Raw genomic sequence first — 12,932 nt, 5'->3', positions numbered from 1 at the left:
CGTCGCCGTCGCGACATCGAAGCCGTCCGAGATCGTGTAGAGGATCGTCCGCGTTCCGGAGAAGCCGGCGTCGGGCGTGTAGGTGAAGGAGCCGTCCGGGAAGACGGCCAGCGCCCGTTCGCCGCCTGCTGGAACGCGGTCACGGAGATCGGGTCGAAATCCGGGTCGCTGTCATTGGCCAGCAGCCCTCGCCCGCGCCGATGCTCAGGTCGTCCCGAACCCGGTCGTGTAGTCGTCGTCCATGCGACCGGCAGGTTGTTCGCCTCGACCACGATGGAGAGCGTCGCCGTCGCGACATCGAAGCCGTCCGAGATCGTGTAGAGGATCGTCTCCGTTCCGGAGAAGCCGGCGTCGGGCGTGTAGGTGAAGGAGCCGTCCGGGAAGACGGCCAGCTCGACCGTTCGCCGCCTGCTGGACGCGGTCACGGAGATCGGTCGAAATCCGGGTCGCTGTCATTGGCCAGCAGCCCTCACCGCGCCAATGTTCAGGCCATCCCCGAACCCGGTCGTGTAGTCGTCGTCCACCGCGACTGGCGTTCGTCGCTTCGACCACGATGGAGAGCGTCGCCGTCGCGACCGCGAAGCCGTCCGAGATCGTGTAGAGATCGTCTCCGTTCCGGAGAAGCCGGCGTCGGGCGTGTAGGTGAAGGAGCCGTCCGGGAAGACGCTCAGCTCGCCGTTCGCCGCCTGCTGGAACGCGGTCACGGAGATCGGGTCGAAATCCGGGTCGCTGTCATTGGCCAGCAGCCCCTCACCCGCGCCAATGTTCAGGCCATCCCCGAACCCGGTCGTGTAGTCGTCGTCCACCGCGACTGGCGTTCCGTTCGCTTCGACCACGATGGAGAGCGTCGCCGTCGCGACCGCGAAGCCGTCCGAGATCGTGTAGAGGATCGTCTCCGTTCCGGAGAAGCCGGCGTCGGGCGTGTAGGTGAAGGAGCCGTCCGGGAAGACGCTCAGCTCGCCGTTCGCCGCCTGCTGGAACGCGGTCACGGTGAGCGCGTCAAAATCCGGGTCGCTGTCATTCGCCAGCAGCCCCTCGCCTGCGCCGATGCTCAGGTCGTCCCCGAACCCGGTCGTGAAATCGTCGTCCACGGCGACAGGCGGGCTGTTCGGCGCCGCGACTCCGGTGATCGTGATCGTCGCGGAGTTGGCCGTTTCGGCGGCCCCGTCGCTCACGACATAAGAGACGATGACCGTGGCCGTCTCGCCTTCCGCAAGACCGCCGAACTGGCCGTCGCCAAGCGTCAGGACACCTGTTTCCGGGTCGAATTCAAAGGCGACCGGCAGACCGCCGGCCCCCTCCACGGAAATGTCCTGCACCGTGAGATCGTCGTCTTCCGCATCGAAGGCGCCGTCGAGAAGGTTGATCGCTCGCCCTTCGTCATCCGCCAGGAAAGCGGCCTCAATCGGGTCGATCTCAGGCGCGTCGTTGACGCCGGCGACGAAGACCTGGAGCAGCGCCGTGTCGGTCAGGCCGTTCTCGTCCGCCACCGTATAGGTGAAGTTGATGTTGCGCTGCACAATCTGGCCCGGCTGATCGCCGAGATCCTCGAAGGCGCCATTGGTGAAGAAGGTGGCCGTTCCATCCGCCAGCACGGTGATCGAGGCGCCGGAGGCGAGCTCAAGCGTGCCGCCGGTCAGCGGATCCACCGCCACGCTCAGACCGTTGACGCTGATCTGCGTGATGGCGAGCGGGCCGCCCTCCGGGTCCACATCCGGGCCGATATTGCCGTTGAGGAGGTTCACGCCGCCCTGCGGGTCGTCCTCCGTCAGGTTGATGCTGTCGATCACGGCGATGGGCGCGTCGTTCACGCCGTTGACCGTGATCGTGACCGTCGCCTCGTCGAAGCCGCCGTTCCCGTCGGCCACGACATAGGTGAAGGTCTCGATGCCGATCTCCCCGGTATCGAGCCTGTCGAAATCCGTGAGCGAGGAGGCGCCGCTGAAGCCGAAGCCGAACGGATCGTAGGTGAAACTCCCGTCAGCGTTGACGCGGAGATGCGCGCCCGAGGCGAGGATGAAGAGGCCCGTGCCGGTCGACGCGCTCACCGCGCGTTCGACGCCGGTGGACGAGGTGACGGAGACGACGGCCAGCGGGTCCCCGTCGGCATCGATATCCGCCGTCTCGCGGTTGGGGGCGAGGAGGTTGCCGGCGACCCGCGCGTCTTCGGTTGTCGTGAAGACGTCGTCCGCAGCTTCGGGGGCGAAATCGTCCGTCAGGATCGTCTTGGTCGCGCTCGGCCCGGCGATGAGCGCCGTCTCGTCGCTGAGGCCCGTTATGGTCACCGTCAGCGCCTCGTCATCCTCCGACATGAGGTCGCCCGCGACGGCTACGAGGATCGAGACGCTCGTCTCGCCCTCCCCGAAGGTCACCTCGCCCGTCAGCGTCTGGCCCGCGCCAAGATCGGCCGCGTCGACATCGCCGCCGATGGCGTAGGAGACGGTCAGCGCGCCAGACGCGTCGCCGATCCGGTAGAAGGTGAAGATGGCGGATTGTGCGCCCTCGTCGCCCTCGACAAAGTCTTCGTTCGGATCCGCGACGGTGACGCCGACCACGGCCGGCAGGGCCGGCGCGTTCGCCGGATCGGTCGTCTCCGTGGACTCGGCCACAAGACCCGTGGCCCCCTGGATGAAGTTCGGATTGCCGGTGAGCGCGAAGTCGAGCACCGCGCCTTCGAAGACGGCCGTGTTTTCGGGATCAAGCCCGGCTGCCAGGGCCGCGGCCTCCGCAGCCTCCCGCAGCTCGACCGGCAGGTCGTCCAGCGTGATGACGGCGGCCGGGAAATCGTCCGGAAAGGTCACGGCGTTGGAGAACAGCGGCTCCTTGCCAGAGGCGCCGTCGAGCCGCCAGGACGCGGCGTAGTCGCCGTAGATCACGTCGAAATCGACAGGCTGGGCGAGGACCGTTCCGTCGCGGAGCGCGAGGTCGTCCGCCGTTCCGTCACTGTCGCCGTCGCCCATCAGGCCGCGGACATTGCCGGCGTTGCCGCCCTCCTCCGAGGAGAGGAAGACGCAGATGTTCAGCGTTCCGTCGATAGCCTTCAGGGCGAGCTGCTCGTCCGCGCCGTTGAGGACGATGAAGATCATCCCCGTAGCTCCGTCGAAGAAGATGTCGGGCTCGCCGTCTCCGTCCGCATCGAGCGCGCCGAGGGCGAAGAGGGAATCGGTCAGCCCCTCCCCGTCCACGAGCAGTAGCTCCGGCCCGGTCGCGTCGATCTCGACCGTGATCTCGCCGATCTTCACCGCCATCCGGGTGGTGACGGACACGAGATCGGAGCCCGGCAGCGGCTCGAACCGCACCTGAACCTGGAAGGGATTGGCGGCGCCCGGCAGCGTCTCGACGAGGATATATTCGCCCACCGCCTGGAAATCGTAGCCGAGGCCGTCCAGCGTTACGATATGCGGGTCGCCGAACACATCCGCCTCGACCCCCGGTGGGATGACCGGCGGGCGGCCGTCGTCGTTCAGGATCGTGGCGGTGATGGAGGGGCGGATCACATCATAGATCACGCCGCCTTCCGGGCGGTCGACCGAAACGATGGTCACCGAGAAGCTTTCGCGCGGCTCGATCGCGAAGTCTTCCGCGATGTTCACGCGGAAAGAGGCGGAGGCCTCGCCGTCCGGGATGGTCACCGTAAACGGCCCCTGCGGGAGGCCCGCCTCGAGATCGGCGGCGTCCGCGGCGAAGAAATCGCCGGCGGCCGGAGACGGGTCGATCACATAGGTGATCTCGACCGGTCCGTTGAAGTCGCCCCGCCGCTCGATGGTGAAGTTGAAGCCGCGGTCCGAGCCGGGGTTGCCTTCGACGACGAAGGTGTCGCCGCTGATGAAGATTTCCGGCGCAAAATCGTCGTTCCGGACGGTTCCGATGGCGATGCCGTCAGAGATGACCACGAGCGCGTCGTCGGAGCGGGCGTTGGAGAGGGTGAGGAGCGCGCGCTCGCTCGACTCGATGTCGAAATCCTCGGACACGCGCAGGCTGATCGTCTTCGAGAACTCGCCAACGGCGAAATCGAGCGTGCCGGAGAGCGGGAACTCGCCCGGCTCGAAATCAGCCGCATTGACCGGGAAGATCGAATCGCCCGCCACCGTGAAGTCGACCGAGGCGGCGAAGCCTGGGCCCGTCCGCGTCACCGTAAAGGTGAGTATGTTGTCATCGCCCGGATTCCCCTCGAACACGCTCGCGTCCTGCGCGAAGAAGCGGATCGGGAAATCGTCGTTCACGATCCGCCCGAGGGTCTGCGCCGCGCCGACGGAGATCGGCGAGGTCTCGGAGACCGGGTTGGAGATCGTGAAGGCGAAGACCTCGGAGGATTCAATGTCGACGTCGCCCTGCACCGCGATCTCGACGAAGGTCGTCGCCGCGCCGGAGGCGAAGGACGCCGTTCCGGTCGGCAGAACGCCGCCAGCGAAATCGGCGCCGTTGAGGCTTGCGTCCAGCGCGCTGACGGCGAAGTCGAAGGATACGGCTTCCGTAAGGTCGCCGGTCCGCCGCACCTCGAAGGTGAAAATCGTCTCGCCCGTATTTCCTTCGGAGAGCGAGACGCCGACAAACCCCGCATCCGCGACGGAGACGACGATGGGGACGACGCCCGTATCGACGTCCACGATGATGTTCGCGATGTCGATGACGTTGTCATCGATGCCGTCCGCGTTGTCCGCCGCCTCAAGCGCATCCGGGCCGCCATAGACGACGAAGGCGCGGCCGGCGTTCGAGCCGCCATAGGGCAGCGTGTCGACATCGGCGTATTGCCCGCCGATGATGAGGTCGGCGAAGCCGTCACCGTTCAGGTCGCCCGCCGCGGAGAGAACCTCGCCAAAGGCGGAGCGGTTGAAGAAGGTCGAATCGGAGGAGAAGATTCGGTAGCCGAGCGCGTCGCCACCCGGCTGGCCGATCAGGTCCAGGTCGATCTGCGTGGGGCCATCGGTCGAGCCGAAGACGATGAAGACGCCGTCCGCCACCGTTTCGGTGAAGGAGGTGCGGGGCGCGCTGATCGCGAAATCGTCGACGCCGTCGCCGTTCACGTCGCCGATCCCGGCGATCGCCTGACCGAGATAGTCCAACGTGTTGTCGAATTTGACGATTCTCAGGTCGGGCTGGGCGTAGGGGTCCGGCCCATCGGCTGAACCGAAGAACACGTCCACGTAGCCGACAGAGCGATCCTCGCCGTAGATGCGGTTGATGTTGGGCTGGCTGACGGCGACGTCGGCGAACCCGTCGCCGTTGATATCCCCGACCCCGCGGACGTTGACGTTCTGGTAGAGCGACTGGCTGCCGTAGTAGATACCGCTCGCCGGCCCCCAGAATACCTCCACGACCCCGTCTTCGCCGCTATAGGTGGCGTTGTCGTAGAAGGTGGTATCGACAGATTCCGGGCGACCGTCGCCATTGGAATCCGGCGCCTCCCGACCGAGGACGATGTGAAGGCGGCCCTCCTGCGTCGTCTCGTAGTTGTTGTACTGAAAATAGCCATAGTCGTCGTAGACGGGAGTCACCGTGCGCGTCTGGACCAGCGTCCGAACCGCGATATCGGCGAAGCCGTCCCCGTTCACGTCCCCGATCGCGGTGGAGAAACTGCGGAACTCGTTTCCGTAGAAGCCGAGCTCGCCGTAGTATCCGGCGCCGCCGTAATTGCTGCGCCCGACCAGCATCTCGAAGCCGTTGTCGCCGTCGAGATCGTCGATCCTGAACGCGCCGCCGCCGCCCAGCGCAGAATCGCCGAAGATCACGAAGCCCGCGGCGCCCTTGTTCGGGTCCTCCTCGCCAATGGATGAGGCGACGATGGCGCCGGCCGAATCCACGGCGGATGCGATGCCGTAGAAGCCGCCCTGCCCGTTCGGCACAGGCGACTGGCTGATCAGGAAATCGTCGATCCCGTCATCGTTGACGTCGCCCGCGGCCTCTATGCCGTTCAGGAGGCCGCCCGTTCCGAAGACCTGGAAGCCGTTCGTTCCGTCAAGATCGGCGACGCTGAGCTCCGCCTCCTGCGGCGCCTCCGTCCCGAAGATCACGAAGATCGCGTTGCCGCGCTCCAGCGGACTCTGGTTGAAACCGTAGTAGAAGGTCGTACGCCCGGCGACCGCGACATCGGCGAGGCCGTCGCCGTTCAGGTCGCCCACGCCGGCGACAACCGAGCCGAAGCCATAGATGTAGGAGCCGTAGGCGTAGTAGCCGTCGCCGATGGGAACGCGCCCGTCGCCGGTCGCATTCTCGGGCGTGATGCGGAAGCCGTTCGTCCCGTCCAGCTCGTTGACGTTCAGAGTGGCGGGGCCGTCGACCGCGCCGAAGACGATGTAGGCCGCGCCGTTGAACTGATAGTCTCCGGTATCGGTTGCTCGCGGCGCGCCGACGATGAAGTCGTCAATCCCGTCGCCGTTGAAATCGCCGATCCCCGAGACGGAGGCCCCGAGGCTGTCGAAGCTGCTGCCGCCATCGACCACAAGCCCAGCGTAATTTCCCATCGCAAGCCCCATCGTTTCCGGCGCACATGCGCGCGAGCGCCCTGACATGGCGCATTAACACAACCTTAACTCTGCCGTAATGCGCCGCCCCGCGTCAACCGCGGGAGCGTGGCGAGACGGCCCCGGGCCGCCAGCAGCGCCGCTACGTGAGGAATGTCACACGTCCGCCGCCGCGCCTTGCCGGAGGCGAAGGGCGCGCATAGTCTCCGCCGCAGCATTGGAGGGGTGCGATGACCGAGGACGCCGCCGAGACGAAACCCGCCGCGGAAGCGCCGAAGCTGGAGCTTCGCCCCTCGCGCACCTTCACCCCCTGGCTGGCGGGCACGGGCGCGAGCCTTGGCTTCACCACCTATCAGGCGGGGAAGATCTTCCTGATCGGCGTCAACGGGGAGACGGGGCGCCTCTCCGTCTTCGAGCGGAGCTTCCCACGCTGCATGGGCCTCGGCGCGGGGCCGGACGGCGCGCTCTGGCTCTCCTCGCTCTATCAGCTCTGGCGCTTCGAGAACGTGCTGGAGAAAGGGCAGATGCGAGAGGGATACGACGCCGTCTATCTGCCCATCGACGGGCGGACGACGGGCGACGTGGACATCCATGACGTCCATCCCTTCGCCGGAGGGCGGCCGCCCATTTTCGTCGTCACCCGTTTCAACTGCCTCGCGACGCTGGACTGGAGGCACAGCTTCGTCCCCGTCTGGAAGCCGCCCTTCGTGGACCGGATCGCGGCGGAGGATCGCTGCCATCTCAACGGGCTCGCGATGGACGGGGAGAAGCCCGCCTATGTCACCTGCGTGGCGCGCACCAATGTCGCCGGCGCCTGGCGGGAGCATCGGCGGGAGGGCGGCGTCGTGCTCGACGTGGCGAGCGGGGAGCCGGTCGTGACCGGGCTCTCCATGCCGCATTCGCCGCGGCTGCATCAGGGCGAGCTCTATCTCATCCAGTCGGGCACCGGGGAGTTCGGGCGCGTGGACCGGGCGAGCGGGAAGTTCGAGCCGATGTGCTTCCTGCCCGGCTTCGCCCGCGGCGTGACCTTCGTCGGGCGGCACGCCGTCATCGGCGTTTCCCGCCCAAGGAAGGACCGGACCTTCGAGGGCCTTGCGCTCGACGAGCGGCTCGCGAAGGAGGGCGTGAGCCCGACCTGCCAGATCGCCGTCGTGAACCTCGACACCGGGGACGTGGAGCACGGGCTGGAGATCGACGGGGCGGTGCAGGAGCTTTACGACGTGACGCTGATCCCCGGCGTGAGGCGGCCGATGATCATCGGGTTCCGGACGGAGGAGATCCGCTTCATGGTCCATCCGGCGCCGCTCCGCCCGCTCGGCTGATCGTGGGCCGCCCGCGCCTGCTCTTCGCCTGGGAGCTCGGCGCGCATTTCGGCCATGTCTCGAAGATGGCGGAGATCGCGCGCGCGGTCGGCGGACGGGCGGAGATCTTCGTGGCGGCGCAGGAGCCGGCCTCGTTCCGCGCCCTCGCGCCCGATCTGCCCGTGACGCTCCTGCCGGCTCCGTTCTCGCCGGTGCGCCCTCCAGAGACACCGGAGGACAGGGCGATTTCCTATCCCGACGTGCTGCGCCATGTCGGCTGGCATGAGGCGGCGCCGCTGGCGGCGCTCGCCGAAGCCTGGGGCGCGCTCTTCGGCCTCGTGCGGCCGGACCTTATCGTCGCGCAGGCGGCGCCGACGGCGCTGCTCGCCGCGCGGGCCGCAGGGCTTCGCGTCGCGACGGTCGGCAGCGGTTATGACGCGCCGCCGCGGGCGGAACCGATGCCGCCCTTCTATTTCTGGCTCGAAGGGCAGGCGGAGAAGGCTGCGGCGCGGGAGGCCGCGGTGCTTGAGACCGCGAACGCGGCGCTGGGTCTTCGCGGCGGCACGGAACTGGGCGTCTTCGCGGATCTCCTCCGCGGCGGGCCCTTCCTCCTCTCCACCTTCGCGGAGATCGACCATTACGGGGACCGCAAGCGGTTCGAGCCCGACCATCCGCCCTATCTCGGCCAGCTCGTGACGCTCGACCAGGGCGCCGCGCTGGACTGGCGCAAGGGGGCGGCGCGGCGCGTCTTCGCCTATCTGAGGCCCGGCGGCGCGGCCTTCGACGCCGGTGTGGAGGCGCTCGCCGCGCGGCCCAAGGAGGAGGACGTGATCCTCGCCGCGCCGGGCGCGCCTGCGGCGCTGAAGGCGCGGCTCGAAGGCGGGCCGGTCCGGCTGGTGGACGGGCCCGCGCGGCTCGGCCCGCTGCTGGAGGCCTGCGACCTCGGCGTGAGCCACGGCTCGAACGGGGTCGCCGCCGCCTTCGTTCTGGCCGGGGTTCCGCAGGTGGCGCTGCCGACACAGTCAGAGCAGGTGATGATCGCCCGCGCGCTAGGCGAGGGCGGATTCGGGCTCGGCCTCGTCGGGCGCTACGGCGCGCGGGAGGCGGGCGCGGCGATCGACCGGGTGCTCGGCTCCCCGATCCCGCGCGAGCGGGCGGGGGCGCTGGCGAAGCGGATGAAAGGGGCGCGGCCCGCGGCGGAGGCGATTGCGGACGCGCTGATGGAGGCGGTCTGACGCCCCGTGCACACAGTGTGCACGGGGGTTATCATGTTGACTTTGCTCGGCAATCGAAAATTTCGAAATTTTTCGCGGCGGCGCGGCGATGTCAGGCAGCATGCAGGCCGAGCATCGCCCGCGCCTCGGCCGGGCTCGCGACAGGACGGTCGTATTTGTGGCAGAGATCGACGACGCGGCGGACGAGGGCGGCGTTGGAGGGGGCGAGGCGCCCCCGGTCCAGCCGCACATTGTCCTCCAGCCCCGTCCGCGCATGGCCGCCGCCGGCGACGCACCATTCGTTGAGCTGGAGCTGGCCCGCCCCGATTCCGGCCCCGCACCATTCGGAATCCGGCGACAGGCGCTTCAGCGTCGCGACGTAGAAGTCGAAGACGGCGCGGTCCACCGGCATCGCGTTCCTGACGCCCATGACGAACTGGACGTAGATCGCGGGGGCGAGCCGCCCGTCCGCCTGCATCTTCGCGGCCTGGAAGATGTGGGAGAGGTCGAAGGCCTCGATCTCCGGCTTCACGCCATGGGCCAGCATCTCCGCGGCGAGCCAGTCCACAAGGTCCGGGCTGTTCTCGTAGACACGGGTCGGGAAGTTGTTGGAGCCGACCGTCAGCGAGGCCATGTCCGGCTTCAGCGGCAGCATGCCGCCCCGCTCCCGCCCCGAGCCGGAACGCCCGCCGGTGGAGAACTGGATGATCATGCCGGGGCAGGCCGCCTCCAGCCCCTCCTTGAGGCGGGCGAACTTTTCCGGGTCCGAGGTCGGCGTCTCGTCCTCGTTGCGGACGTGGAGATGGGCGATGCTGGCGCCGGCCTCGAAGGCCTCCTGCGTCGAATCCACCTGTTCGGAAATCGTGATCGGCACCGCCGGATTGTCCGCCTTCCGCGGCACCGAGCCGGTGATCGCGACGCAGATGATGCAGGGCTTCGTCATGGCTTTCCCTCCATTTCGGCATAGGTCCGCTTGATGACCTTGATGGCCGCATTGGCGCGGGGCACGCCGGCGTAGACGGCGACGTGGAGCATCGTCTCGATCAGGTCCTCCGCCGTCGCGCCGGTATTCGCCGTGGCGCGGACATGCATGGCGATCTCCTCCTCCATGCCGCCGGCGGCGAGGAGCGCGAGAGTCACGATGCTCCGCTCCCGCTTCGTGAAATGCGGGCGGGACCAGACGGAACCCCAGGCGCCTTCGGCAATGAAGTCCTGAAAGGGCGCGTCGAAGGCTGTCTTCGCCGCCTCCGCCCGGTCGACATGCGCGTCGCCGAGGACGGCGCGGCGGGTCTTCATGCCGCGTTCGCGGGCTTCAGACATGGCCGATCCGCCGCATGAAGGCGGTCAGGTGCTGCGCCGTCATCTCCGGCTGCTCGATGCAGGGGAGGTGCCCGGCGCCGCGGATGAGGTGATATTCCGCGCCGGGGACGAGCGCGGCCGTCTCCCGCACCAGATCCGGCGGGGTCGACCCGTCCTCGTCGCCGCAGAGCGCCATGACGGGGAGGCGGAGGCGGCTCGTGCTATCCCGCAGGTCGGTGTCGCGGATCGCCTCGCAGCAGCCGAGATAGCCGGTCAGCGTCGTGCGCGTCAGCATGTTGCGCCAGAGGGCGAGCTCGCCCTTGCGGCCGGACCGGAACGCCTTCGAGAACCAGCGCTCCATCACCGGTTCCGCGACGCCCTCGACCCCGCCGGCCTCTATGGCGGCGATGCGGCTCTCCCACATGTCTGGGCTGCCGATCTTCGCGGCGGTGTCCATCAGGACGAGGCCGTGGACGAGGTCTGGCCGCTCGGCGGCGAGCCCCTGCCCGATCAGCCCGCCGATGGAGAGGCCGACGATTACGGCGCCCTTCGCCCCCTCCGCTTCCAGAACGGCGGCGGCGTCCGCCACGAGGTCGGCCATCCCCCATTCGCCGCGCGGCGGGCAATCGGAAAGGCCGTGCCCGCGCTTGTCGAACTGCAGAATGCGAAGCCCGGCGGGGAGGAGCGGCAGGACCCGGTCCCAGATGCGGAAATCGGTGCCGAGCGAGTTTACGAAGAGAACGGCTCGCCCGCCCTCCGGCCCCTCCGCGCGCATGTGGAGCGAACCCGCGCCCGTCCCGATGAAGTTCATCCCGTCCTCCCGGCTTTTCCGCCGGTATAGCGGCGCCGCGCCGCCGCCGGAAGGGCGGGCGGTCAGATCGGGGAGGGCGCGGCCCGGCCCGGCGCCGCCATGTCCGCCGCCAGCCAGCCGCCGATGAAGCCGCCGAGATGCGCCTCCCACGCCACCTCCGCGCCGCCCGGCCCGGCGAGGGCGAGGACGACGTTGAGGATGACGAGCGCCGTGATCGTGCCCCAGAACCGCGTGCCGGGCGCGCCCGTCAGCCGCATCCAGCGCCATTCCCACCGCTTCAGCGCGCCGATGAAGCCGAAGATCGCGCCCGAGGCGCCGACGAGATGCGCCGCCGGCGCGCCCTGGTAAAGAAGGCCCCAGAGCAGAGCGCCCGACGCCGCGGACATGAAGAAGATAAAGAGAAAACGCCCCGTTCCGAGGATGTTGGCCAGCATGCCGCCCACGCCGAGGAAGATCGCCCCGTTCATCAGGAGATGCACGAGCCCGCCATGGAGGAAGCTGTAGGTCAGGAACGAGGTCCAGAACTCCAGCGGAACCGGGCGCCCGGCCATGGCTTCCGAGAGGTAGAAGTCGAAGAAGGCCAGCCGCTCCACCAGCGCGACGCGGAAGGCCATGCCCGCATCCCCGAACTGGGAGACAAGCTCCGGCAGGGTGAAGGCGAGCGCCATGACCCAGACGACGGCGGGGGGCGCGGGCGGCCCCTGTCTCTCTCTCGTCGGATCGTCCAGCATCACGCCTCCCGTCTCGGCCCCCGTCGCTTGACCGCGCCGGGGGGCCGCTCCATAACCCCGCCGGCTCAGTAAAGGGAGACGGTAATGGCCGAAACCGGCGCACATGCGCGGCGCGTCTTCTCCGGCGTGCAGCCTTCGGGCAACCTTCACCTCGGCAACTATCTCGGCGCCGTCAAGCGCTTTGTCGAGATGCAGGAAGAAGATTACGAGACCATCTACTGCATGGTCGATCTTCATGCCATCACCGTCTGGCAGGACCCCGCGCAGCTTAAAACCGCGATCCGCGAGCTGGCCGCGGCCTTCATGGCCTGCGGGCTCGACCCGGACAAGTCGATCCTCTTCAACCAGAGCCAGGCGCCGGCCCATGCGCAGCTCGCCTGGATCTTCAACTGCGTCGCCCGGATCGGCTGGATGAACCGGATGACCCAGTTCAAGGAGAAGTCCGGCAAGAACGCCGAGGCCTCATCGCTCGGCCTCTATTGCTATCCGGCGCTGATGGCGGCGGACATCCTCGCCTATCACGCGACGCATGTTCCGGTGGGCGAGGACCAGAAGCAGCATCTTGAGCTGACGCGGGACATCGCGATCAAGTTCAACAACGATTTCGGGGCGCCCGGCTTCTTCCCCGAGGTCGAGCCGGTGATCGAGGGCGCCGCTACGCGGGTCATGAGCCTCCGCGACGGGACGAAGAAAATGTCGAAGTCAGACCCGTCCGACCTTTCACGCATCAATCTGACGGACGACGCCGACGCGATCTCGAAGAAGATCCGCAAGGCGAAGACGGACCCGGAGCCGCTGCCCGAGGCCCTCTCCGGGCTCGACGGCCGACCGGAGGCGCGCAACCTCGTCGGCATCTACGCCGCGCTTTCCGGCAAGGGCGCGGCGGAGGTGCTGTCCGAATGGGGCGGGCGCGAGTTCTCCGCCTTCAAGCCGGCGCTCGCCGACCTCGCGGTGGAGATGGTGGCGCCGATCGCGGGGCGGATGCGCGCCTATCTCGCCGATCCGGGCGAGATCGACCGCGTCCTCGGCGCGGGCGCGATGAAGGCGCGGGCGATTTCCGAGCCGATCCTCGAAAAGACCTACGACCTCGTCGGCCTGCTGCGGAGCGCCTGAGA

8 protein-coding genes and 2 pseudogenes are annotated in these 12,932 nt (G+C 68.2%); 3 read left to right on the top strand and 7 right to left on the bottom strand.

Annotation, left to right across the window (positions count from 1 at the left end; all coding sequences use genetic code 11):
• Positions 1–9 precede the first annotated feature (9 nt).
• The 3 genes and pseudogenes from ACE37J_RS19405 to ACE37J_RS19395 form a co-directional block, all read right to left on the bottom strand.
• A pseudogene (locus tag ACE37J_RS19405) lies at positions 10–111 on the bottom strand (Ig-like domain-containing protein); the annotation flags it as partial.
• A gap of 14 nt (positions 112–125) precedes the next feature.
• A pseudogene (locus ACE37J_RS19400) lies at positions 126–425 on the bottom strand (Ig-like domain-containing protein); the annotation flags it as partial.
• Between the two features lie 27 nt (positions 426–452).
• The gene (locus ACE37J_RS19395; RefSeq protein WP_409714532.1) at positions 453–6,461 is read right to left on the bottom strand and encodes an Ig-like domain-containing protein; all 6,009 of its coding nucleotides are present in this window, start codon (positions 6,459–6,461) and stop codon (positions 453–455) included.
• A 230-nt stretch (positions 6,462–6,691) separates the two neighbouring features.
• Here ACE37J_RS19395 and ACE37J_RS19390 point away from each other — a divergent pair, with 230 nt between their 5' ends.
• Positions 6,692–7,783, top strand: a complete 1,092-nt coding sequence (locus tag ACE37J_RS19390; RefSeq protein WP_409714529.1) for a TIGR03032 family protein — start codon at positions 6,692–6,694, stop codon at positions 7,781–7,783.
• A 2-nt stretch (positions 7,784–7,785) separates the two neighbouring features.
• The gene (locus tag ACE37J_RS19385; protein WP_409714526.1) at positions 7,786–8,997 is read left to right on the top strand and encodes a glycosyltransferase; all 1,212 of its coding nucleotides are present in this window, start codon (positions 7,786–7,788) and stop codon (positions 8,995–8,997) included.
• Positions 8,998–9,088: 91 nt separating this feature from the next.
• Here ACE37J_RS19385 and ACE37J_RS19380 read toward each other — a convergent pair whose 3' ends face one another.
• From ACE37J_RS19380 to ACE37J_RS19365, 4 genes are all read right to left on the bottom strand, one after another.
• Positions 9,089–9,919: a 3-keto-5-aminohexanoate cleavage protein gene (locus ACE37J_RS19380; RefSeq protein ID WP_409714523.1), complete on the bottom strand. Its 831-nt coding sequence runs from the start codon at positions 9,917–9,919 to the stop codon at positions 9,089–9,091.
• Positions 9,916–10,296, bottom strand: a complete 381-nt coding sequence (pcaC, locus tag ACE37J_RS19375) for a 4-carboxymuconolactone decarboxylase (RefSeq protein ID WP_409714521.1) — start codon at positions 10,294–10,296, stop codon at positions 9,916–9,918. Before pcaC ends, ACE37J_RS19380 begins: the two co-directional genes overlap by 4 nt.
• Positions 10,289–11,086, bottom strand: a complete 798-nt coding sequence (gene pcaD / locus ACE37J_RS19370; protein ID WP_409714518.1) for a 3-oxoadipate enol-lactonase — start codon at positions 11,084–11,086, stop codon at positions 10,289–10,291. The genes pcaC and pcaD overlap by 8 nt, the downstream gene beginning before the upstream one ends.
• Before the next feature lie 62 nt (positions 11,087–11,148).
• Complete coding sequence (locus ACE37J_RS19365; RefSeq protein WP_409714515.1) at positions 11,149–11,817, bottom strand: rhomboid family intramembrane serine protease; 669 nt, start codon at positions 11,815–11,817, stop codon at positions 11,149–11,151.
• Positions 11,818–11,901: 84 nt separating this feature from the next.
• On the opposite strand from ACE37J_RS19365, the gene trpS reads away from it, so the two are divergent.
• Positions 11,902–12,930 carry a tryptophan--tRNA ligase gene (gene trpS / locus ACE37J_RS19360; protein ID WP_409714512.1) on the top strand — a complete coding sequence of 343 codons (1,029 nt, stop codon included), beginning with the start codon at positions 11,902–11,904 and terminating at the stop codon, positions 12,928–12,930.
• Positions 12,931–12,932: the final 2 nt, after the last annotated feature.

The sequence above is a fragment of the Pikeienuella sp. genome (genome assembly GCF_046290545.1).
GTDB lineage: Bacteria > Pseudomonadota > Alphaproteobacteria > Rhodobacterales > Rhodobacteraceae > Pikeienuella.
Note: the sequence above shows the minus strand (reverse complement) of the source record. Positions and strands in the feature narration are given on the sequence as shown.

Bases quoted from the DNA above. Each gene is read 5' to 3' on its own strand.
- ACE37J_RS19395 (WP_409714532.1), bottom strand. From the start codon at position 6,461: ATGGGAAATTACGCTGGGCTTGTGGTCGATGGCGGCAGCAGCTTCGAC.
- ACE37J_RS19390 (WP_409714529.1), top strand. From the start codon at position 6,692: ATGACCGAGGACGCCGCCGAGACGAAACCCGCCGCGGAAGCGCCGAAG.
- ACE37J_RS19380 (WP_409714523.1), bottom strand. From the start codon at position 9,919: ATGACGAAGCCCTGCATCATCTGCGTCGCGATCACCGGCTCGGTGCCG.
- pcaC (WP_409714521.1), bottom strand. From the start codon at position 10,296: ATGTCTGAAGCCCGCGAACGCGGCATGAAGACCCGCCGCGCCGTCCTC.
- pcaD (WP_409714518.1), bottom strand. From the start codon at position 11,086: ATGAACTTCATCGGGACGGGCGCGGGTTCGCTCCACATGCGCGCGGAG.
- ACE37J_RS19365 (WP_409714515.1), bottom strand. From the start codon at position 11,817: ATGCTGGACGATCCGACGAGAGAGAGACAGGGGCCGCCCGCGCCCCCC.
- trpS (WP_409714512.1), top strand. From the start codon at position 11,902: ATGGCCGAAACCGGCGCACATGCGCGGCGCGTCTTCTCCGGCGTGCAG.